Source organism: Streptococcus sp. 27098_8_66, from assembly GCF_041431945.1.
In the GTDB taxonomy this organism is placed as follows: domain Bacteria; phylum Bacillota; class Bacilli; order Lactobacillales; family Streptococcaceae; genus Streptococcus; species Streptococcus dentalis.
In genome coordinates this window covers 91,410-115,253 of record NZ_JAPVYS010000002.1, presented here as the reverse complement: position 1 = coordinate 115,253, position 23,844 = coordinate 91,410, and the positions used below count along the sequence as shown (strand labels likewise).

General features: G+C 41.7%; 14 protein-coding genes. 3 read left to right on the top strand and 11 right to left on the bottom strand.

What is annotated here, in order from left to right:
• Nucleotides 1–165: 165 nt before the first annotated feature.
• The 7 genes from O3642_RS02505 to O3642_RS02475 all read right to left on the bottom strand — a co-directional run bounded on the left by O3642_RS02505 (nt 166) and on the right by O3642_RS02475 (nt 14,569).
• Complete coding sequence (locus O3642_RS02505) at nt 166–6,120, bottom strand: ZmpA/ZmpB/ZmpC family metallo-endopeptidase (RefSeq protein WP_371605325.1); 5,955 nt, start codon at nt 6,118–6,120, stop codon at nt 166–168.
• 233 nt (nt 6,121–6,353) lie between these two features.
• Nucleotides 6,354–7,781 carry a glycogen synthase GlgA gene (gene glgA / locus O3642_RS02500; protein ID WP_061455428.1) on the bottom strand — a complete coding sequence of 476 codons (1,428 nt, stop codon included), beginning with the start codon at nt 7,779–7,781 and terminating at the stop codon, nt 6,354–6,356.
• Entirely contained in the window at nt 7,781–8,917 is a 1,137-nt protein-coding gene (gene glgD, locus O3642_RS02495) for a glucose-1-phosphate adenylyltransferase subunit GlgD (RefSeq protein ID WP_155125661.1), read from the bottom strand. Before glgD ends, glgA begins: the two co-directional genes overlap by 1 nt.
• The gene (locus O3642_RS02490; RefSeq protein ID WP_021152896.1) at nt 8,907–10,049 is read right to left on the bottom strand and encodes a glucose-1-phosphate adenylyltransferase; all 1,143 of its coding nucleotides are present in this window, start codon (nt 10,047–10,049) and stop codon (nt 8,907–8,909) included. The genes glgD and O3642_RS02490 overlap by 11 nt, the downstream gene beginning before the upstream one ends.
• 50 nt (nt 10,050–10,099) lie before the next feature.
• Nucleotides 10,100–12,007, bottom strand: coding sequence for a 1,4-alpha-glucan branching protein GlgB (glgB, locus tag O3642_RS02485; RefSeq protein WP_371605324.1), 1,908 nt, complete (start codon nt 12,005–12,007; stop codon nt 10,100–10,102).
• A 560-nt stretch (nt 12,008–12,567) separates the two neighbouring features.
• Nucleotides 12,568–14,301 carry a phosphoenolpyruvate--protein phosphotransferase gene (ptsP, locus tag O3642_RS02480; protein ID WP_049474827.1) on the bottom strand — a complete coding sequence of 578 codons (1,734 nt, stop codon included), beginning with the start codon at nt 14,299–14,301 and terminating at the stop codon, nt 12,568–12,570.
• Nucleotides 14,302–14,305: 4 nt separating this feature from the next.
• Nucleotides 14,306–14,569, bottom strand: coding sequence for a phosphocarrier protein HPr (locus O3642_RS02475; protein ID WP_003006411.1), 264 nt, complete (start codon nt 14,567–14,569; stop codon nt 14,306–14,308).
• 476 nt (nt 14,570–15,045) lie between these two features.
• Here O3642_RS02475 and nrdH point away from each other — a divergent pair, with 476 nt between their 5' ends.
• From nrdH to nrdF, 3 genes are all read left to right on the top strand, one after another.
• A complete protein-coding gene (nrdH, locus tag O3642_RS02470) occupies nt 15,046–15,264 on the top strand; it encodes a glutaredoxin-like protein NrdH (protein WP_155125655.1) in 219 nt (72 codons plus the stop codon).
• A gap of 120 nt (nt 15,265–15,384) precedes the next feature.
• On the top strand, nt 15,385–17,544 hold the full coding sequence (nrdE, locus tag O3642_RS02465; RefSeq protein ID WP_371605323.1) for a class 1b ribonucleoside-diphosphate reductase subunit alpha: 2,160 nt from the start codon (nt 15,385–15,387) through the stop codon (nt 17,542–17,544).
• A 113-nt stretch (nt 17,545–17,657) separates the two neighbouring features.
• Nucleotides 17,658–18,617, top strand: coding sequence for a class 1b ribonucleoside-diphosphate reductase subunit beta (gene nrdF / locus O3642_RS02460; RefSeq protein ID WP_070673984.1), 960 nt, complete (start codon nt 17,658–17,660; stop codon nt 18,615–18,617).
• Between the two features lie 108 nt (nt 18,618–18,725).
• Here the strand turns inward: nrdF and alaS are convergent, their stop codons facing one another.
• The 4 genes from alaS to O3642_RS02440 form a co-directional block, all read right to left on the bottom strand.
• A complete protein-coding gene (gene alaS, locus O3642_RS02455) occupies nt 18,726–21,344 on the bottom strand; it encodes an alanine--tRNA ligase (protein WP_371605322.1) in 2,619 nt (872 codons plus the stop codon).
• Nucleotides 21,345–21,368: 24 nt separating this feature from the next.
• Nucleotides 21,369–21,854, bottom strand: coding sequence for an LURP-one-related/scramblase family protein (locus O3642_RS02450; protein ID WP_371605321.1), 486 nt, complete (start codon nt 21,852–21,854; stop codon nt 21,369–21,371).
• 253 nt (nt 21,855–22,107) lie between these two features.
• Entirely contained in the window at nt 22,108–23,052 is a 945-nt protein-coding gene (prsA, locus tag O3642_RS02445) for a peptidylprolyl isomerase PrsA (protein WP_371605320.1), read from the bottom strand.
• Nucleotides 23,053–23,124: 72 nt separating this feature from the next.
• Complete coding sequence (locus O3642_RS02440) at nt 23,125–23,844, bottom strand: O-methyltransferase (RefSeq protein ID WP_118228360.1); 720 nt, start codon at nt 23,842–23,844, stop codon at nt 23,125–23,127.

Sequence of the window (23,844 nt, the reverse complement as noted above, 5' to 3'; positions counted from 1 at the left end):
TATTTTCTATAAAAGTAAGCGTTTTAGTGAAATTACGTTATTTTTTTAATATGATAATTTTTCCTATCTACGATTGATTTCTTTTAATTTTTAGACGCTTTGTCCACCTCTATTCATTTTTTCTTCTAAAAAACTCTCACCTGCTCAGCAGATGAGAGAATTCGATTATTTAAAGATAGACGTTTTGAAACTGTCTGTTTGTTGCAGTAATTTCTTAAAGATTTTTTCTTTCAAGGCAAGGGTATTGTCAAATTTGACAGAACCATTCTTCAAGCTGGCCTGATCTTTTTCAACCGCAGTTGCAAAGGCTTGTTTTAAGTCATCATAAGTGCTATAAGTAGTCCCATCAACTTCAATAGCCTGAAGTCCATTTTTAGCACTGGTCACCACTTCGTTGAAGTATGCTTTCTTCCAGTCTTCAAGGGTACTGAATGTTCCATCAGAAATCTTTTGAATGATGTAATCATCCCCTAAAGTCGCATGACCTGCTTGTTTGGATTCTTGTTTATACTTGTTTGAAGCATAGCCTAAGAAGCCTTTTTCATAACCATAGTAGCCCCAGAGTCTAAAGGTATTGTGTTTGAAGGACATGGCTCCAGGAGCCCCTTCACTGGTGTTTCCACCATAGATCCCTGTCATCATCGGCACCGTCACATAGGCTGAGCCAAAGTCTGATGGATTATAGACACCATTTCCAGGACCACGATTGGTCATGAAGTTGTTGGTGATGAGATCATCTACTGAATGTAAGGTGATGGCTTTTTCCTCATCACTCAAAGGACGCACCTTATCAAATTGATTCTTGGTATTAGCCCCTCGGTATTGTTTATCAACCTTCTTGAACCATGCATTGTTCAAGTCTTGACTGCCTTTATTGAGGACGGCTTCTCCTTCTAGGTAATCCAGAAGCATGAGCGTATCGTTATACCCCTTCATGTAACGATCAATTTCATCGCGTGATTGAAGGTAATTTGGATTAGTGTTGTACCATTGGTTGCCGTCGTTTGGACGTTCATAGGCCATGTTGAGACCTAGAGCTTTGTATTCTCCATTTGGATTGGATACGGATGGCGTTTGGAGCATGCCTTGAGCATAGGCTTCTAGATCCGTTCCTTCACGGTGTCTCCAGCCACCCAAGTATACCATACGGTCATTGACGTGCGTCGTTTCATGGGTAAAAGCAGAAATCCCAAAGTCACTGATCATATCCGTCACCATAAAGAAGACCGAATCATCTTTATAAGGATTTCCATAGACACGAGCGGTTGCTCCCATGCGCCAATCTGTCGCATGGTAACGATCAGTTGGTCCATATAATTCACGAATTGGAGCGACATCTTTTCCACTATTCGTATGGCCATAACGGTCTGTACTAATGCCTTTGTAGTTTTGGTTATCAAGGACAGGGGTCGGCACCATATTATTGCTCTTTAGGAGCTGGTTGCGAACATTATCAGCTGCTAATCGCGACCAGAAATCCAAGTAGTCCTGTTGGGCTTTTGCTACTTTATCAATTTCCGCCTTGAAGGCATTTCGTTCTGCCTCAGTGTTTTTACCGTATTTCTCGAAGGAACTATAGGCCAAGGTATTGTATGTTGAAATCAAGAACATGTGCGCATCTTTAAGATTCAAGAGTGGCAAGATCATTTTACCGTGAATATCATTGTTTAAGCCCTCATAGGCTCTATGCTTAGCAGATGCGAAAGCTGGATTGGTCGTCTCAGGCTCCACAATATAGACATTGTCTTTGGTTGCTTTGATGAACCAATCATTCAAGTCTGTCTCTTTTGTGAAGAGCTCCATATTGTACTTCAAGAAGTCATTTAGGTTGCTAGAAAGAGTAGACTTCGCAACGACTTCTCGGAAGGCATCATGGGTACGAGTTCCTTTGATGTAGTCTTCTTTTGAACCAATTTCAATCAAACGGTCTAAGACATCAACATTCTTCCCATAGAAGTCTGGCTTGAACAACATGAGCTGCTTAAGATTGACATCATCGAACTTCACTCCGTAATAGCGATTGAGGTAAGAAAGCCCTAAAAGAACGGCCGCCTTGTTGTCATCAACTTTCTTGATAAGGGCACGTTTAGCAGCCTCATCTGTGTTTAATTGATGGTCTTGGTTTTCAACCAGTTGTTTGACAAAGTGAGTCAGATTATCCTTGACTTCTTGGAAACTTTCTTCGAGGTAAAGGTTCTTAATGGCATTGACTTTGTTAGGTCCTGTTCGACCTAAGTGAGTGTAGATTGGATCTGATTGCAATTCTACAGGACTTAATTTCTCTACGATGGCACTGATGAGATCGCTCCGGTCCTTGTCCACCATATTTGGCGTGTAGACTACTTCACCGAGCTCCGCCACACTGTACTCTTTGACTTGTTTGACTTTAGAATCTTTCGGTGTCATGCTAAAGACATCTTTGGTCTTATCGGCATAATGGATCAGGATGTGATCAGCATCTGCTAGTTCAGTGACAAAATCATTGCCCTTCATAGCGGTCACAGACAAGACTTCCTTGGTCAAAAGAGGGCTCGTCGCAGCCAGTTTATTCCCTTGGTCGACAATCCACTCTTTGTTGTAGAATGGTTGCAATTTAGCAATATTACGGTAAGCCAGCTCACGAGTCGCATCGTAAGCAGTGATGGCCTTGTATTGATCGTCTTTGCTAACAAGGTGATTGAGCGTGTCTTCAATCGGTTTGCTGCTGGTGAATGTATCAGCTGTAATTCCCATTGCTTCGATTTTCTGCTCAGCTTCTGCCAGCGAGATGCTTGGGATTTTACGGGAGTTGTTAAAGGATTTCTTCCCTTCACTCACGCCTTCCACACTGTAATTGCGCTTGGTTCTTGAATAGGTGAAATAATCATCTGCGTCGATATCCGAATGTCCGAAGACCATCTCACCTGTTTTGACTTTCATCATGGTGATGTTGTCTTCAATAGTCCCCAAGGCCCAGTTGGTCCCTAGTAATCCACCAGATTGGACAGCTTCTTTGAGTTCAATCGAACCTTTAGCAACGGAGTTTCTGAGAACTCCTTCTTTACCTACTGTGTGGTTATTTCCACCATTTTGAGAGGAATAAGCCAAACCTGCAGCTTTGGCTTTATTCCCAGTGATTTCAGCATCAACGTAAGCTTTTTCTACGACACCCTTCCAGTTCTCACCAACAACACCCGCTAGATAGCCACCTTTGTTCCCAGCAGCGTGCAGTTTCCCGATAAAGGCGACATTACTTACTTTCCCACTGCCATCAATTTTATTGACGATCCCTGCTACGTCATTGTTCCCAACAACACTTCCTGTTACTTTAACATTCTCGACAGTTGCATTATTTTTGATAACACCTGCTATTGGGGCTACTCGATCTGTCCCAGGTAGGTCAATATTGACATTTTCAAGCAAGAGATTCTTAACCGAGCCACCTTCGATGTTCCCAAATAATGGTCTTGTAATGTTATGGATGGCAAATTTATTTCCATTCGTACTTTCCAAAATTCCCTTGAAGGCATTGGTCACATAGGATTTCCCTACTGGCTGGACATTAGCCGCATTCATATTGCTACCCAGTTTAAAGGTACCAGTCGGATTGGCTTGCATAGCTTTTACAAGTTCGTTGAAATTGTAGTAGACATCCCCTTCATGAGCTTTGGGTTTTGCAATATAGTGGACATAGTCCTCACTAAACTGGTTGTCCGCAGTCCGTTGAATGAGATCAGGAGCTTTGGCTGTTACTTTGTAGAGGGTCACGCCATCTACCGTTACTTCTTCAATTTTATCAACGGCTAGTTTTGTAACCTTATTATCATAGGTAGTGACCTTTAAGTAGTAAGGCTTCACATCTGATGGTGTTTCAGACAAGAGGCTGCTATCGGTCTCAAGACCTTGGTCATCCACGCTAATCAGACTGGTTTCCTTGATGTTTTTGATTTCAACTTTTTTAAGATCAATTCTCAGTGGTTTTTCCTTGAGAACTTCTTCTTCATCCCCATTTCCACGGTCATACACCATGGTCGTTGCGAGCGTATAATCCTTGTAGTAGTCCAAGTCCGCTAAAGCAGCTGCCAAGTCCGTCTCTGAAAGGGTCAGGGTTTTCACCACTTGATCACCCTTCTTCAATACAGCCTGGATGGACTTGATGGTCACACCGTCTGGTTTATCCAAATGATAAGTAGCTTTAGCACTGCGCTTCAATTCTTCCTTATCGACCTGGGTCAAAGTTAAGGTAGGCTTATCAAGTTCTTTGGTCCCTTTTTGAATGATCCGATCTTGAGCTTGTTCAACTACTTCCTCCGTAACCGTTGGGGCATCCGCCGTTTTAACTCCCTTGATGGTCTTGTAGACCTTGGTGATTTTCTTCTTCCCATTCTTACCGGCTTGAGAAACCCTTTCAGTTCCTTTTAGCAAGGTGGCATCTTGTTCGGTTACCGTCTTAAATGGAATTTCTTCAAAAGCAACTTCCTCTTTTTGGCCTTCAATCGCCTTGGTCCCACGACTAATTTTTTCTGTCACAGGAGCTTTGACCGTTTCAGTGGTCGTACTGAGAGGCTCTCCAATCTTCTCACCATTAACCGTCTTATAAACACGACGAATCTCCTGGCTACCAGCCTCTCCTTTTTGAAGGAGGCTTTCTTCATCGGTGTAACGATTGGCGTCCGTTACATACTCTGTTTCATATGGAAGGATTTCCGTTTCTGTCTCTGTTACAGTCCCTCCCGTTACTTGATAGGTTGGGTTCTCCGGTTGAATAGGAGCTTCGCCGACATGGCCTTCTTCCTGTGTTCCCTTGGCTTCCACCACACCTGTATAGGCTTGATTCTCCGGTTGAACAGGAGCTTCACCAACATGACCTTCTTCTTGTGTTCCCTTAGCTTCCACCACGCCTGTATAGACTGGATTCTCTGGTTGAACAGGAGCTTCGCCGACATGGCCTTCTTCCTGCGTCCCTTTGGCTTCTACCACACCTGTATAGACTGGATTCTCCGGTTGAACAGGAGCTTCGCCGACATGGCCTTCTTCTTGTGTTCCCTTAGCTTCCACTACGCCTGTATAGACTGGATTCTCTGGTTGAACAGGAGCTTCGCCGACATGGCCTTCTTCTTGTGTCCCTTTGGCCGTTACAACTGGAGAAGGGCTGGGTTGAGGGGTTGGTTGGGCATCTTCTTTTGTCCCGACAGCAAGAATTTGTGAAACTGGTTCTTTAGTGACCTTGCTTTCAACTACTCTGCGAACTTCTTGTCCATCTACCACACTCACTTCCGTCAATATGGTCCGCTCCCCATTTTGACCAGCAGTCAGCACCTTGGTTTGCCCTTTGGCCAATGTAGGATCAGCTTGTTTGAAAGTTTCAAATGGCACAGGCTCAGTAGAGACTTCCAGGCTTGGTTTTTCAACTTGAGGAAAGGCTGGAGCGACTTCTGGGGTCACACGCGCTTGTGCTTCCACTTGTGGAATACCTGTACTTGTTTTGATCGTCCCTTCTACAGAAGATTTCGTTTCCTGCATAGCCTTTGGCTCTTGTAAGCTCGTCTTTTGGACTGACGGGTAGCACAGATAACCAATATAGTCATAGCCGTCAATTTGAATCACGCCATTTGCAAGATCTTTGCTCGATGCGATCGCAAGATCCTGATTATAGGCGCGCAAAACTTGATTTTGTAGCGCTGCGACTTCAACTGGAAGTAGAAGACTTTGTCCCATGGCTCCAATCAAAAGGACGCCCATGACCTTCTTCCGGTGCTTTTTAGAGAGTAAGAGGACCGCAAAGGAAGCAGTGGCTAGACTTAGGCCAAATAGGGCGACTTCCTGACTTCCTGTTTGAGGAAGAACCGACTGAATTGCTTCCTTCTTCTTATAGACGAGATAGAAAGTATCTTCATTTTGATACTCTTCAGGGATTGCATGAATCACCTGTTCTTTTTCTTCAGCAGTTAGCTCTTCTTCTGTCACATATCCTAAGTGCACATGAGCAGGTAGAGTCACCTGATCTGCTTTGACAGGACGAGCTCCTAACAAGCTTCCTCCTAATAAAAAGGCTCCAATGGCTACCGGACCAACACCGACAGTTAATTTCCGAATCGAATATTTGGTCATTTTTTCAAACGTTTGTTTCGCTTTTTTCATCCTAAAATTCCTATATAGTAATATTTAACCCTCGAGCAGGGACCTGATTATTTTTAGAGAGGATGGGATCCTTTCCAGAAATAAGAACCTTCCCGGGATTTTTTACCTTTACCTATCTTATCTTTTTTCTTCTATTTTAGCAAGCTCTAAAACTCAAAAAAATAAACCGTTTTCTTTATAGGAAGAAAACAAAACAAAAAACGCCTCGAAAGGCGTTTTTACACTAGATTTACTTATAAGGACTGGTATAAATCGTTGTATCGTTGACTAGCCGTATCCCATGAGAAATCACGAGTCATGGCTTGTTCTTGCAGGCCATACCAAGCCTGTTTGTCATTGTAGTAAACAGCTAAAGCCTCATCAACTGCCCAGTTAAACCAGTAGCCAGATAAATTATTGAAGCTAAAGCCTGTTCCACTTCCATCAACAACATTATACGGTTGAACCGTATCTCGAAGTCCGCCGACTTCATGTACCAAAGGAAGGGTTCCATAACGCATGGCCATCATTTGAGAAAGGCCACATGGTTCAAAGCGGCTTGGCATCAAGAAGACATCTGACGCTGCATAGATTTCTTGGGCCAATTGGACATCAAATGTGATATTAGCTGAAAGTTTATCTGAGTAGGCTTGACCGAACCAAGCAAAGGCATTTTCAAATCCAGGATCTCCTGTACCGAGCAAGACAATCTGAATATCCTTTTGCAAGAGTTGATGCAACTCTTCCACCACAACATCAAAACCTTTTTGACGTGTCAAACGAGAGACAATTCCAAACAAAGGAACGTCATCGCGAACGGGTAAACCGACACGTTCTTGAAGAGCTCGTTTACTAGCTGCTTTACCTGAAAGATCTGAAAGACTGAAGTGATGCGTCAAGAGTGGATCCGTTTCAGGATTATATAAATCCGCATCAATCCCGTTAACAATACCGGTCACCTTGCCAGATTCCATCCGAAGGATCTGATCCAAGCCACAACCGTATTCAGCAGTCATAATCTCATGTGCATAACTAGGAGATACGGTTGTCACACGGTCAGCATATAGAATGCCGGCTTTCATCCAATTCAGGCAATCATTCCACCGAAGTGTTCCGTCTGCATAGCGTTCAAATCCCACTCCGAATAAATCCCACAACATTCCTGGGTCAAACTGACCTTGGAATTCCAAATTATGGATGGTCAATACTGTTTTAATCCCATGGTAAGCTTGAATCCAACGGTATTTTTCCTTAAGCAAGAAAGGAATCATCGCTGTATGGTAATCATGGGCATGAAGAACATCTGGAATGAAGTCAACCCGTTCCATCGTTTCTAAGGCCGCGAGCTGGAAAAAGGCAAACCGTTCGCCATCATCAAAGTCACCATACACATGGCCTCTAAAGAAATAGTGTTGGTTATCAATAAAGTAAAAGGTGACCCCATCTCGTACAATGCGTTTCACACCCACATATTGACTTCTCCAGCCAACCTTGGTCTCAAAATGCAAAACGTCTTCAATTTGATCCCCAAATTTTGCCTCTACCATATCATAGTAAGGGAGAATCACGCGCACGTCATGACCACTTTTAGCTAAGGATTTAGGAAGAGCGCCAATGACGTCTCCCAAGCCACCTGTCTTAGAAAATGGTGCTCCTTCAGCTGCAACAAATAATAGTTTCATTAGACAATATCCTCTGTAACAATCGTTCCTTTTTTAACCACGACAGGTGCTTCTTCTGTTCCACGAATCGTCACACCGGCAGTCACTTCAACCCCCTTATCCAGGATGGCATGTTCGACGATTGCATTTTCATGAATGACAACACCAGGGAAAAGAAGACTACTGCGGACTTCTGAACCTTCATGAAGGTGTACCCGGCGTGAAACAACAGAGCGTTCAACGGTTCCTTCTACAATACTACCAGAAGCAAATTGGGACGATTTGATATTTGAAGTCTTGGAATAATAAGTTGGCTCTTCATTCTTCACTTTTGTATACACCTTTTGATTTGGTGAAAAGAGCTTCATGAATTTTTGGTTTTCCAACATATCCAAGTTTGCTTGATAATAGGATTCAACTGAGTGAATATTTGCTAGGTAGCCTGTATACTCAAAGGCAAAGGCATTGTATTCCACTGCCAAATCACGCAAGATATAGCGCAATTTTTGTGGGTATTCTTTCTTGGCTTCTTCTTCAATTTTTTCAATCAACCAAGGAGTATCTACAATAAAGACATCTGTTGACATATTGTAGACTTTATCAGGATCCTGACCATCAAAAAGTTTTTGCTCTGTAACATGGTCTGTTTCATCAATTTCCAAGACAGCATTTACTTCAGAAATGTTTTGCAGATGCAACTTTTTATAAACCACTGTAATCGGACGATCAATGGTATTATGAAGGTGGAAAATCTGATTGAGGTCAATATTCATTAATACATCACAGTTCAAAGCAACTGTTTGATTAGAACCAGACCGTTTCAAATAGGTCAATAATTGTTGGTAGTATTCTGGCCCTACCGTTGTATTTTCAACTGGAGTATTATAGATTCCGAGGTAATAGTGGCTCAATAAAGTAGACAAGCCCCACTCACGACCTGAACGAATATGGTCAAAGACCGAACTAATATTTTCTTGTTGGAAAATCCCAAAAACACTACGAATACCAGCATTTGCAAGACTAGACAATGGGAAGTCGATTAAGCGGTATTTCCCATCAAACGGTAGGGATGCTACCGGACGATGGCTGGTCAAAGTGGACATATCATGATACCCAACTGTATTTCCTAAAATGGCTGAATATTTATCAATCTTCATCTGTTGCTACCCCCACTTTTTCATTGTAACCGACAACTTGTACTTCCTCTGTTCCATCAATCACGACGCCTTCTGCAATGACTGCTCCTTCTCCGATAATCGCGCGTTTCACGACAGCTCCTTTACCGATAATGGCATTGCTCATCACGACAGCATCTTCGACAACCGCTCCTTCACGAACTTGAGCTTCTGTTGATAAGATGGAGTGTTTGACTGTACCGTCTACCGAACAACCATCGACGACAAGAGAATCTTCGATGTGGCCATGTTCCCCAAAGAAGTTTGGTGGAGAAATGAGGTTGCGTGAATAGATTTTCCAGTGACGATCGCGACTATCCAAGGCATTATTCGGATCGATATATTCCATATTGGCTTCCCAAAGAGACTCAATTGTACCAACGTCTTTCCAATAACCATTGAATTCATAAGCATAAACACTTTCTCCTGATTCTAGATAAGTTGGAATGACATTTTTACCGAAGTCTGACATATCGATATCGCTCTTTTCAGCAGCAACCAACATATTGCGCAGACGAGCCCAGTCAAAGATGTAAATCCCCATGGAAGCCTTGGTAGATTTTGGTTCAGCTGGTTTTTCTTCAAATTCAACAATCCGATTATTAGCATCGGTATTCATGATTCCAAAACGACTCGCTTCCTTCAAAGGTACATCTAGGACGGCAACAGTCAAGCTCGCATTATTATCCTTGTGCGCTTGAAGCATATCATCATAGTCCATCTTGTAGATATGGTCACCAGAAAGAATCAAGACATATTCAGGATTGATGCTGTCGATATAGTCGATATTTTGGAGGATGGCATGACTAGTTCCTTCGAACCAACGATTTCCTTCACTAGCTGAATAAGGTTGCAAAATAGAAACACCTGTATTGATTCCATCCAATCCCCAGCTTGAACCATTTCCAATATGACTATTGAGGGCCAGTGGCTGGTACTGTGTAATCACACCAACATTGTGAATTCCTGAGTTGGCGCAGTTTGATAGCGCAAAATCGATAATCCGATAGCGCCCACCAAATTGAACCGCAGGTTTTGCGATGTTTTTGGTTAATTTTCCAAGACGTGTTCCTTGCCCTCCGGCAAGAATTAAAGCGAGCATTTCATTCTTCATTGACTACTTCCTCTTTTTAAAGCTTGGACTCCCATAGAGTCAACCGATCGTCATTTCTTATCTGATGTTTTAGATTTTGTCTTACGCACCTTGCGTTTTACCTTCCAAATACTAGCTCCTAAAGCCGGCAAAGTAAAGGTCAAGGTTTGTTCATAATCCTTCCATAGTCCCTCTTGAGACTGAACTGTCGGATTGTGCTCTTTCCAGACACCTCCCCATTCTTCTAATTCTGTATTCCAAATTTCTTCATAGACCGCTGATACAGGCACACCAATCGTAAAGTCCTTGCGTTCTACTGGTGCCATATTGAAGACACATACTAGAAGCTCGCCTTTACGATTCTTCCGGATCATAGACAAGACGCTCTGATCCCGGTTATCTGCATCAATAATCTCTAAGCCATCAAAGCTATCATCAATCTCCCACAATTCTTTGTGTTCTTTGTAGAAATGATTGAGCTGAGAAGTAAAACGACGCATCTTAGCATTCATTTCATCCTCTAGATTCCCCCATTCCAGTTGCTCCTCTGACTTCCATTCCAAAAATTGACCAAATTCTGAACCCATAAAGAGCAATTTCTTACCTGGATGGCAGATCTGATAGGTTAAAAGATTACGGAGTCCAGCAAATTGATTGTACCGATCTCCCCACATCTTGTGCATCAAACTCTTCTTACCGTGCACCACTTCATCATGTGAAAATGGTAGTAAGAAATTCTCAGAAAATGCATACATATAACTAAAGGTTACCAGATTAAAGTCAAATTTCCTGTAGACCGGGTCTTCCTCATAGAATCGTAGAATATCATTCATCCAACCCATATTCCATTTATAGTCAAAACCAAGACCACCTTCTTCTTCAGGGCCTGTGATCTTTTGACCAGCAGAACTTTCTTCAGCAATCATCATAACATCTGGGTGTTCGTTCTTGATAATCGCATTCAAACGTCTGAGGAAATGAACCCCTTCATAGTTGAGGTTTCCCCCATCAATATTTGGTGTCCATGGACCACTGTCATAATCGAGGTAGAGCATATTGCTCACAGCATCGACCCGAATTCCATCTAAATGATAGGTTTCAATCCAAAACTTCAAACTAGAAATCAAGAAAGACTGTACTTGATTCTTTCCTAAATCGAAGTTCAAAGCCCCCCAACCATAGTTATGGGCCCGATGTTCATCCTGGTATTCAAATGTTGGTGTTCCATCATAATATGCCAAAGCATCATCATTAATGATGAAATGGCCAGGCACCCAATCCACGATCACTCCGATATTGTTGAGGTGACATTCTTCCACGAAATCTTGAAATTCTTCTGGGCTACCATAAGTTTGCTCGAGGGCAAAATAGCCCATGAGCTGATACCCCCAGCTCAATCCCAATGGATGGGCCATCACTGGCATAAATTCTACGTGGGTGTAGTTCATCTCAACCAAATAAGGGATGAGTTCTTCTTTTAGTTGTTTGAAAGTATAGGAACTATAATCATCATTTCGTTTCCAAGATCCTGCGTGAACCTCATAGATATTAACAGGTCGTTCCTTAAAACCAAATTTTTTACGGCGTGCTCTCCAAAGACCGTCTTTCCAGTTCTTTTCCGGAATGGTCTTAATGATAGACCCTGTATTGGGTCGTTTTTCCATCCATAACGCTAGAGGATCAATTTTTTGAACCTGATGACCATTATTTCGTGTCACCAAATATTTGTAGATATCTCCCTCTTTTGCATCTGAACAGAAAACTTCCCAGACGCCTCCTTCATTACGAACCATTGGAATTTTCCGGGCTTCCCAATCAGTAAAGTCACCAATCAGATCGACCGCCTGGGCATTGGGAGCCCAAACACGGAAGGCATACCCTTCTTGTTCTCCCCTTGTTTCCTTGTGAGCACCTAAATACTCTTGAAGCTGGAAATTATCCCCTCTTCCAAATGTCCATAAGTCTGTGCTTCTATCCATATACTCACCTCTTCAATTTTTTTGAAAGCGTTTTCTAATTGTTTTTATTTTACTATAAAATCACTTAATTTTCAAGTTGATTCCAGGAAAATCATGTAAATTTATCAGGAAAAGTTCTTTCATTTTCTTTTCCGAACCTTTTACTGCATTCCTTCGCTTTCCTCATACTCTTACTTACGATTATACTACATATCTAAGGAAATTTAAACAAAAAACCGAACATTTTAGTCAATGTTTTTATTACTAACTAGTTTATTACGAATAAAATGAACATTTTTATAAAAAAAGTAAAAAAAACAAAAAAAATACTAAGACAGATGTGTCTTAGTATTTGAATGTAGACAAACTATGATTTTACATAAAACAGCTAGATAATTTTCAAAAAATAACTTTTATTTTTTAGTTATTTAAGAAGTTGAAATACTTTTCGCTGTGAGAAAAGTGCCTGAAACACAGTTGTTTCAGGCACTCGGAATGATTGAGACCTTAGGAAAGTTTTTAAAATTTCTTTGTCTTCAATCTGAGACTAAGACAGATATGTCTTAGTATTTGATTCATTCTTAGTCTACGTTCACGTATTCTTTAGAAAGTTCAAGCACTTCTTCCATGGTTGAACATTCAGTCAGAGCACGGTTAGCGTATTCTTGCATTTTAGCTGTATCCAATTTCTTCATCAAGCTACGTGTACGAAGAACAGATGTCGCTGACATGGAGAACTCATCCAAGCCCATTCCGACAAGGAGTGGAACAGCTGTTTGGTCACCGGCCATTTCACCACACATACCAGCCCATTTACCTTCTGCGTGAGCCGCCTTGATCACATTATTGATCAAACGAAGGATTGATGGGTTATACGGTTGGTAAAGGTATGAAACTTGTTCGTTCATACGGTCAGCAGCCATAGTGTATTGGATCAAGTCGTTTGTACCAATTGAGAAGAAATCAACTTCCTTAGCAAATTGATCAGCAAGCATAGCTGCAGCTGGAATTTCAATCATGATCCCTACTTGGATATCGTCTGCAACGGCAACACCTTCAGCAAGCAATTTAGCTTTTTCTTCTTCAAGAATGCCTTTAGCCGTACGGAACTCCGTCAACAAAGCAACCATTGGGAACATGATCCGCAATTTACCGTGAACAGATGCACGAAGCAAGGCACGCAATTGTGTACGGAACATTTGATTACCAGTTTCAGAGATAGAAATACGCAAAGCACGGTAACCCAAGAATGGGTTCATTTCTTTAGGAAGGTCGAAGTAAGGGAGTTCCTTATCCCCACCGATATCCATTGTACGAACGACAACAGGTTTACCGTTCATACCTTCAAGAACTGCTTTGTAAGCTTCATATTGGTCATCTTCAGTTGGGAAGTCTTGAGAATCCATATACAAGAATTCTGTACGATAGAGACCAACAGCTTCTGCACCGTTATCATTCACACCTTCAACGTCTTTAGGTGTACCGATGTTAGCAGCCAATTCGAAATGTTTTCCATCAGCAGTAACTGTTTGAGCATCTTTAAGGAGAGCCCATTCAGCTTTTTGTTTAGCGTAAGCTTCACCAGCTGCTTTGAAGGCTGCGATTTGTTCCTCAGTTGGGTTGATCACCACTTCACCAGTGATCCCTGAAACAGCCAAAACATCACCATCTTTGACAAGTTCTGTGATGTTATTTGTTCCAAGAACGGCTGCGATTTCAAGTGTACGCGCCATGATAGCTGAGTGACTTGTACGTCCACCGATGTTAGTAACAAAGGCTTTTACATACTTTTTGTTCAACTGAGCTGTATCAGATGGTGTCAAGTCATGCGCCACCACGATTGCTTCTTCATTGATAGAAGCAGGGTTTGGCAATTTCTTACCAAGCAAGTTGGCAAGGACACGTTTGGTAACGTCGCGAATGTCTGCTGCACGTTCTTGCATGTAAGGATTGTCTTCCATTCCTTCAAAGATTGCAATGAACATGTCAGTGACTTCTTTCAAGCCAGCTTCTGCATTGATTTTTTTCGTACGAATCGTTTCTTTGATCTGACCAATCATTTCAGGGTCAGCGAGAACCATCATATGCGCATCAAAAACTTGCGCTGCTTCTTCACCAAGGCTTGCTACTGCATTCTCCCGAATAAGAGAAAGCTCGTTTTGTGAAGCTTCAAGAGCTGCATCCAAACGAGCTTCTTCTGCACTTGTATCTTCGACTGAAACAGTCTCAAATGATAAGTCTGGTTGAATGAGCAAATATGCCTTAGCAACGGCAACACCATCGGATGCTGCAATTCCTTTTAGCATTTTTGTCATATTTTTAAGCCAATCCTTCTTTAGTCATTGTTTCTGAGATAGCTGCGATCGCATCATCAGCGTCAGCACCTTCAGCAGAAATTACAACGTCAGCACCTTGACCAACACCAAGGCTCATAACACCCATGATTGATTTCAAGTTAACTGATTTACCTTTGTATTCAAGAGTGATGTCTGATGCAAATTTGCTAGCAGTTTGAACCAACAAAGTTGCTGGACGTGCGTGGATACCTGTTTCTGCCACGATGTGGAAATCTTTAGAAGCCATAATTGGACTCTCCTTTTAAAAAATAGTTTTTGAGTTACCTTTTGATAACCCTTACAATTTGGTATTATATCATCTTTTGAAATTTTTTTCAAGATTTTTATCACTGACTTACAGAAAAAGACTGCGAAAAATCCCAATTTAGATACATTCTAAGAAGCTACTGAAGAATGGAGAACAAATCTTTTCAATTTTCTACTATATTATAAGTAACATTTTCCTCCGCTTTCAAATAAAAAGAAGCTACTGAACCACAGGATATTGATTCACCAAAAAATTATAACTAATTAAAGATGCTTTAAAACCTATTCCTATCCCATTTCTTGGAATTTCTCAATTTCCATCCACCACAATATATTGTGTTTTAAAAACCCCATTTCATCTCTTTGCACAATATTTAGTTTTATTTTGTTGACAAGTTGCTGGATTTTGTTTATACTGTTTACAGATTTATATTTCGATAGGAGAACGAAAAAGAAATGGTAACTATTTATTCAAAAAATAATTGTGTTCAGTGCAAAATGACAAAACGATTCCTCGATAGCAATCACGTGGAATACCGCGAAATTAACTTAGATGAACAGCCAGAATTTGTAGAACATGTTAAAAACCTTGGCTTCAATGCTGCTCCAGTTATTCAAACACAGGATGAAGTATTTTCTGGTTTTCAACCAGCTAAGTTGAAGAAACTTTCTTAATAAACACAGTATTTTGCTTAAATAGGGTCTAGCGTTAGCAACCTAACACTAGACCTTTTACTTGGAAAGAGAGGACTTCTCCTCTTCATTTTTTTGAACTAGAACTAGAAAAGGATTATTATGGGATTAAAATCTCTTGAAGATGTGACGTATTTTCGTCTTAACAATGAAATCAACCGTCCAGTAAACGGCCAAATCATGCTTCATAAAGATAAAGAAGCTTTAGATGCTTTCTTTAAAGAAAATGTTGTACCAAATACAAAAGCCTTTGACTCGATTACAGACAAGATTCAGTACCTTCTCGAGCACAATTACATTGAGAGAGCTTTTATCGAGAAATATCGTCCTGAATTTTTAGAGGAATTGGCCCAATTTATCAAAGACCAAAACTTCCAATTCAAGTCCTTCATGGCGGCTTATAAATTCTATAACCAATACGCTCTGAAAACAAACGATGGAGAATATTATCTTGAAAGTATGGAAGACCGCGTCTTCTTTAATGCTCTTTATTTTGCGGATGGAAATGAAGCTATCGCACGAGACATTGCAAACGAAATTATCCACCAACGCTACCAACCAGCTACTCCTTCTTTCTTGAATGCTGGACGTGCCCGACGTGGAGAATTGGTTTCCTGTTTCTTGATCCAAGTAACCGATGACATGAATGCAATCGGACGCTCTATCAACTCTGCCCTTCAACTTTCTCGTATCGGTGGTGGGGTTGGGATCTCCCTCAGCAATCTTCGCGAAGCTGGAGCACCGATCAAGGGCTATGAAGGAGCCGCTTCTGGGGTCGTTCCAGTTATGAAACTCTTCGAAGATAGCTTTTCTTACTCTAACCAACTTGGTCAACGTCAAGGTGCTGGGGTTGTTTACCTCAACGTCTTCCACCCAGACATTATCGCCTTCCTTTCAACTAAGAAAGAAAATGCCGATGAAAAAGTTCGTGTGAAGACTTTATCACTTGGTGTTGTGGTACCAGATAAATTCTACGAATTAGCACGTAAAAACGAAGAAATGTATCTCTTCAGCCCATACTCTGTTGAGCGTGAATACGGAGTACCATTCAACTACATCGACATCACTGAAAAATACGATGAGTTGGTCGCTAATCCAAATATCCGTAAGACAAAAATCAAGGCACGTGATTTGGAAACTGAAATTTCTAAATTGCAACAAGAATCTGGCTACCCTTATGTAGTCAACATCGATACTGCTAACCGGGCAAACCCAGTTGATGGGAAAATCGTCATGAGTAATTTGTGTTCAGAGATCCTACAGGTTCAAGAACCAAGCTTGATCAACGATGCCCAAGAATTTGTCCAAATGGGAACTGACGTCTCATGTAACCTTGGTTCAACCAACGTGGTTAACATGATGACTTCACCTGATTTTGGACGTTCGATTCGTGCCATGGTCCGTGCTTTGACCTTCGTTACAGATAGCTCTCATATCGTGGCCGTTCCAACTATCGACCACGGAAATAAACTGGCGCATTCGTTCGGACTTGGAGCTATGGGACTTCACAGCTACCTTGCGCAACAATTGATTGAATACGGATCCCCTGAGTCTGTTGAGTTCACAAGTATCTACTTCATGCTCATGAACTACTGGACTCTCGTAGAATCAAACAACATCGCGCGTGAACGTGGTGTTACATTCCACAACTTCGAAAAATCTGATTATGCCAACGGTACTTACTTTGATAAGTACACGACTGGAGAATTTGTACCAAAATCTGATCGCGTCAAAGAACTCTTTAAAGATATCTTTATCCCAAGTGCTGAGGATTGGGCAGAACTGCGTGCTAAAGTTCAAGCAGATGGTCTTTACCACCAAAACCGCTTGGCTGTCGCACCAAATGGATCTATCAGCTACATCAATGACGTATCTGCTTCTATCCACCCAATTACACAACGGATTGAAGAACGCCAAGAGAAAAAAATCGGTAAGATCTACTACCCTGCAGCAGGATTGTCAACGGAAACGATTCCTTACTACACTTCTGCCTACGACATGGATATGCGAAAAGTCATCGATGTCTATGCTGCCGCAACTGAACACGTAGACCAAGGTCTTTCACTGACTCTCTTTATGCGTAGCGATATTCCAAAGGGTCTTTACGAATGGAAAACTGAAAACAAACAAACCACTCGTGACTTGTCTATCCTTCGGAACTACGCCTTTAACAAGGGTATCAAGTCTATCTACTACGTCCGTACCTTTACAGATGATGGTGGAGAAGTTGGCGCCAACCAATGTGAAAGCTGTGTCATCTAATCCGCTATCCTAGATAGCTATCAAAAGTCGGTTCGCCGACTTTTTGTGCGGTATTCTATCAATTTATGGTAGAATAGTAACGATTGAATGAATAGAAAAAGAAAGTGATGCAAATGGAAACATACTACAAAGCCATTAACTGGAATGCGATCGAAGATGTCATCGATAAATCGACCTGGGAAAAACTGACAGAGCAATTCTGGTTGGATACACGTATCCCTTTGTCAAACGACTTGGATGACTGGAGAAAGTTGTCTAATAAAGAAAAAGACCTAGTTGGTAAAGTCTTTGGGGGATTGACCCTTCTAGATACCATGCAATCTGAAACAGGTGTTCAGGCTCTTCGTGCGGATATTCGTACTCCCCATGAAGAAGCTGTCTTTAACAACATCCAATTTATGGAATCTGTCCATGCTAAGTCTTACTCTTCTATCTTTTCTACTTTGAATACCAAGTCAGAAATCGAAGAGATTTTCGAATGGACCAACACCAATCCTTTCCTTCAAAGGAAGGCAGAAATCATCAACGAAATCTATCTCAATGGGACCCCTCTTGAAAAGAAAGTCGCCAGCGTTTTCCTTGAAACCTTCCTCTTCTACTCTGGTTTCTTCACACCTCTCTACTATCTTGGAAACAACAAATTGGCCAACGTAGCTGAGATCATCAAGTTGATCATTCGGGACGAATCTGTTCACGGAACCTATATCGGCTACAAGTTCCAACTTGGATTTAACGAATTACCAGAAGAAGACCAAGAAAAACTCAAAGAGTGGATGTATGATCTTCTCTACACCCTCTATGAGAATGAAGAAGGCTACACAGAGAGCCTCTATGACGGTGTGGGCTGGACAGAGGAAGTCAAGACCTTCCTTCGCTACAACGCCAATAAAGCCCTCATGAACTTGGGACAAGATCCGCTTTTCCCAGACTCAGCAGATGACGTTAACCCAATCGTCATGAACGGAATCTCAACCGGTACTTCTAACCACGACTTCTTCTCTCAAGTCGGAAATGGTTACCTTCTCGGTGAAGTAGAAGCCATGCAGGATGACGATTATAACTACGGACTATAAGACAAAAACCTTTCCAGACGGAAAGGTTTTTTTGTTGCAATCTTTTTCTAATTGGATCTGCTTTTTTTTGAAAAAAGAGGTTGGACAAACATCCAACCTCTCCGATTATTACAATTTACCTGCTACGGCATCCAACAATTCTTGGATTTTCGCTTGGTTGCTTCCTCCTGCCATGGCCATGTCTGGTTTACCACCACCACGTCCATCGACGATTGGAGCCAATTCTTTGATCACATTACCTGCATGCACATCTTTTGTCTTGCTAGCAACAAGGACGTTGACCTTGTCACCAATGGCTGCGACAAGAACAAGCACATCAGAGTAGTCTTTTTGTTTCCAGTTATCTGCAAAGGTACGAAGGGCACCTGCATCTGATACAGAAACTTGGCTGGCAATGTAACGGTGACCGTTTGCTTCTTGAACATTCTTGAAGACATCCCCTGCTGCCGCTGCTGCCGCTTTTTCCTTCAATTCTGCATTTTCTTTTTGCAATTGACGGAGTTGTTCTTGAAGACCTTCCACCTTGTGAGGAACTTCTTTGAGTTGAGGTGCTTTCAAGGTTGCTGCGACTGCTTTCAGAGCATCTTCTTGTTCACGATAAGCTTCAAAGGCTTCCTTACCAGTTACTGCCAAGATACGACGAGTTCCTGATCCGATCCCTTCTTCTTTGACAATCTTGAAGAGACCAATTTCAGAAGTATTGCCTACGTGGGTACCACCACAGAGCTCAACAGAGTAATCCCCGATAGTGACAACACGAACTTCTTTACCGTATTTTTCACCAAAGAGGGCCATAGCTCCCATTTCTTTAGCAGTATCAATATCTGTTTCAATCGTTTCGACTGCGATTGCTTCCCAGATCTTTTCATTGACTTGTTGTTCAATAGCACGCAATTCTTCTGGAGTCACAGCTTGGAAGTGAGTGAAGTCAAAGCGAAGGAATTCTACTTCATTGAGAGATCCCGCTTGGGTTGCGTGGTTACCAAGGATATTGTGAAGAGCCGCATGGAGCAAGTGAGTGGCTGTGTGGTTCTTCATAACACGATGACGACGATTGGTATCAATAGCCAAAGTGTATTCTTGGTTCAAGGCAAGTGGAGCAAGAACTTCAACCGTATGAAGCGGTTGTCCATTTGGTGCTTTTTGAACGTCTGTCACTGTCGCTACGACGTTTCCTGCAGCATCCAAGATTTGACCATGGTCCGCAACTTGTCCACCCATTTCAGCGTAGAATGGAGTTTCTGCAAAGATCAGTGATGCAGTCCCTTCAGATACAGCTTCTACTTCTGCATTATCCGCTACGATTGCTACCAACTTAGAAGGCAATTGGCTAGCATTGTAGTTGAAGCTACTTTCAACTGTGATGTTTTGAAGGGTTTCATTTTGCATCCCCATAGATCCACCTTTGACAGCAGATGCACGCGCACGTTCTTGTTGTTCCTTCATAGCTGCTTCAAAACCTTCACGATCGACTGTCATTCCAGCTTCTTCAGCGATTTCTTCTGTCAATTCTACTGGGAATCCGTAGGTATCATAAAGTTTAAAGACATCTTGACCGGCAATCACTGTTTGACCTTTGGCTTTCAAATCTTCAACGATGGTTTGGGCAAAGTGTTGACCAGAGTTTAAGGTACGAGCAAATGATTCTTCTTCACTCTTGATAATTTTTTCGATAAAGTCTTGTTTTTCAAGTACTTCTGGGTAGTAACTTTCCATGATCTTCCCAACGGTTGGAACCAATTTATACAAGAAGGTTCCTTCAATCCCCAATTTTTGACCATGCATGGAAGCACGACGGAGGAGACGACGAAGAACGTAACCGCGTCCTTCATTACCTGGAAGAGCCCCATCTCCAATCGCAAATGAAATCGAACGGATGTGGTCAGCAATCACCTTGAAGCTCATATTGTCTCCATCTGGATCATAGGTTTTACCAGACATCTTTTCCACTTCACGAATGATTGGCATGAAGAGGTCTGTTTCAAAGTTAGTCTTCGCCCCTTGAATAACGGCTACCAAACGTTCCAAACCTGCGCCCGTATCAATGTTCTTGTGTGGCAATTCCTTGTATTCGCTACGAGGAACAGCAGGGTCAGCGTTAAATTGTGACAAGACAATGTTCCAAATTTCGATGTAACGGTCGTTTTCGATATCTTCTGCAAGCAGACGAAGACCGATGTTTTCTGGGTCAAATTCTTCTCCACGGTCGAAGAAGATTTCTGTATCTGGTCCAGAAGGCCCTGCACCGATTTCCCAGAAGTTGTCTTCGATTGGGATCAAGTGACTTGGATCTACTCCCACTTCAATCCAGCGGTTGTATGAATCCTTGTCATCTGGATAATAAGTCATGTAAAGTTTGTCTTTAGGGAAGTCAAACCATTCAGGACTTGTCAAGAGTTCATAAGCCCAGGTAATGGCTTCATCTCGGAAGTAATCTCCGATAGAGAAGTTCCCCAACATTTCAAACATGGTATGGTGACGAGCAGTCTTCCCTACGTTTTCGATATCGTTGGTACGGATGGCTTTTTGAGCATTGGTAATCCGTGGATTTTCAGGTTTGATGGTTCCATCGAAGTATTTCTTAAGAGTAGCAACCCCTGAGTTAATCCACAAAAGCGTTGGGTCGTTTACTGGAACCAAGCTAACAGATGGTTCTACAGAGTGACCTTTGCTTGCCCAGAAATCAAGCCACATTTGACGGACTTGTGCACTAGATAATTGTTTCATATTTTTCTCCTAATTTTTTTAAGCTTAATTTGCGCCAGCTTCTAACATTTCGACATAATCGATGGCGACACAAAGTGAGATGACTAAATCAGCGTATTCATCCTCATACACCGATACTTGGTAGGTAGAGGTTAAATGAAAGAGTTCCTTGCTAATCTCAGCGACGATTTGATCCCGATCATCGAATAATTTGAATTCTAGGTCCCAGATATTTCCTTGTACCCGAAGTCCCAAATCTTCGATATCGTATTTATCCCTGAAGAGCGTCAGCTTTTTATGGATAAAAAAGCGGTCCCCATCCTTCAACTCAACCACAAACTTAGGAAGAAGGCTGATTGTTTTTTTAGTAATGTGGCTCACTTCTTGTCCATTCTTATCGTAGATGGTAAAAGTCTTGGGAATCTTAAGAAAAGATCCCTCAACCTGGTACTCAACATTTCCCAACTCATCTTTGATATCGAACCGCTCGCCACCCAATCGAAATTTTTGTTTCACTTGATAGGTTCGCATCTTTTGATCTCCTTTAAAAAGCTCCAGACAACTGCCCATAAACAAAAGACAAGCCACCAAACGAAGGGCGAAAAACCGCGGTACCACCTTCATTCAATGAACTTGTCATTCTTCATTTTGTATGCAATTGTCTCAGCCGAGTAGCAAAATCATTTCCCTTCCATGGCTCGCACCCCCGCCACTTCTCTGATTCCGAGTAACAATGATTTATTCTCAACTATTTCATTATACAAGTTCCAAAAGGAACCGTCAACTATTTTTTAGATGATGAGCTGCTATCACTTGTTTGAACACCGATATTTTGCAAATATTGGTTGAAGGTTGATTTGAAGGCATCATCTTTGACCTTGATATTGGCATTGGTCATCGCTTTTGCAATAATGCTACGGATGTAGTTAGTATCTTGCTTACGACCGTCAACAATGATCTCTTTCAAACGTTTTTCGTATTTCTTCCAGTCAGAACCTTTTTCTGTCTTCTTATTCAATTTGACAATATAGTAGCTAGCAGAATAGTTTTGACCTGCTGAAACTGTGATCACATCTGAAATCCCATTTTCATCCAACTTAAAGGCAGCTTCTTTGACTTGAGATGGAACATCTGCTGTTCCTGAATCGAACTTGACTTCGCCACCTTTGTCTTTTGTAGCAGTATCTGTTGAATTGTCTTTGGCGATTTGGGCAAAGTCTGCACCTTCCGCTTTAGCTGCTTCCAACACTTCTTTTGCTTTATCTTCTGAATCCAACTTGATAATTTGTGCTGTTACTTCTGGTGTGTAAGATTCAAAAGCCGCCTTGTAGTCAGACTCTTTGATATCTTTCTTAGCTGCTTGGTTAACTGCATATTCCAACAACATATTGCTGCGGATTTGTTTCTTCGCTGTTTCTTCCGTCAAACCTTGTTGCGCCAAGTATGCATCGAATTGGTTGCCTAATTGTTTCTTTTGTTTAGCCAATTCTTTATCGACTTCTTTATCAGAAACTTTTGATCCATATTCTTTTTCAAAGACTTTATTGATGGTCATTTGGAAAAGAACTTGTTGAGCACCTTGGTTGGTTTTGATTTCATTATAGAAATCAGAAACTGTAATCGTGTCCCCTTTCATGGTCACGATATCTTTGTTTGTGCCATTGGCACACGCTGCTAGTGTTACGACTGATAGCAAGGTCACAGCACCCGCTACAAGTTTTTTCTTCATGAAAATTATTCTCCGTTCCTTTTTAAACTTCTTCTATTTTACCACAAATTAGAGAGAATACCTTAAATTTACCTAAAAAGAGCTAGGATCTGGCAAGGTTACCGTCTCTGCATTTTTCCGAATCATCAAAATACCATCTCCAAGTGGCACCAAACTAGCGGTCAAATCTGGATGGTTGAGAGTCGCGTTAAAGAGGTTCTGAAGCCCCCGGTAAATGGTTCGTTGCCCACGACGCACTTCCATGATGTCCTTAGCAACATCTCCTCCTTGGAAAATATCATCCAATACCACGACTCCCCCAACTTCTAAGAGTTCGAGAATTCGTGGTAAAAAGACGATGTACTTAGACTTAGCAGAGTCCATAAAGACAAAGTCATAGGTCTCTGTCAAATCCTGCAAGACATCTACCGCATCTCCTTCAAGCAAGGTGATTTGTTTTCGCTGATCGTATTTAGCCAGATTTTCCTTGGCAAAGCCAATCATCTCTTCATTCCGATCAATAGTAGTAATTTGTGCATCGGGAGCATTTTCAGCCATTAAGAGCGCTGAAAACCCAATTGCTGTCCCAATTTCAAGGATTTTCTTTGGTTGCAAGGCTTGTAGGAGTAGTCTAAAGTAAGCTACCGTTTCATGCGGAATAATCGGAATATTTTCCTTGCGGGCGAATGCTTCTAACTCCTCCAAGGCACCTGCTACCGGTTTTTGACGCGTGCGCATAAAGTCAACGATCTCGTCTTTAACCACTGGCCGGCGCATGTTGTGGTTGGCATTTTTACTATAAGACTCTACCAT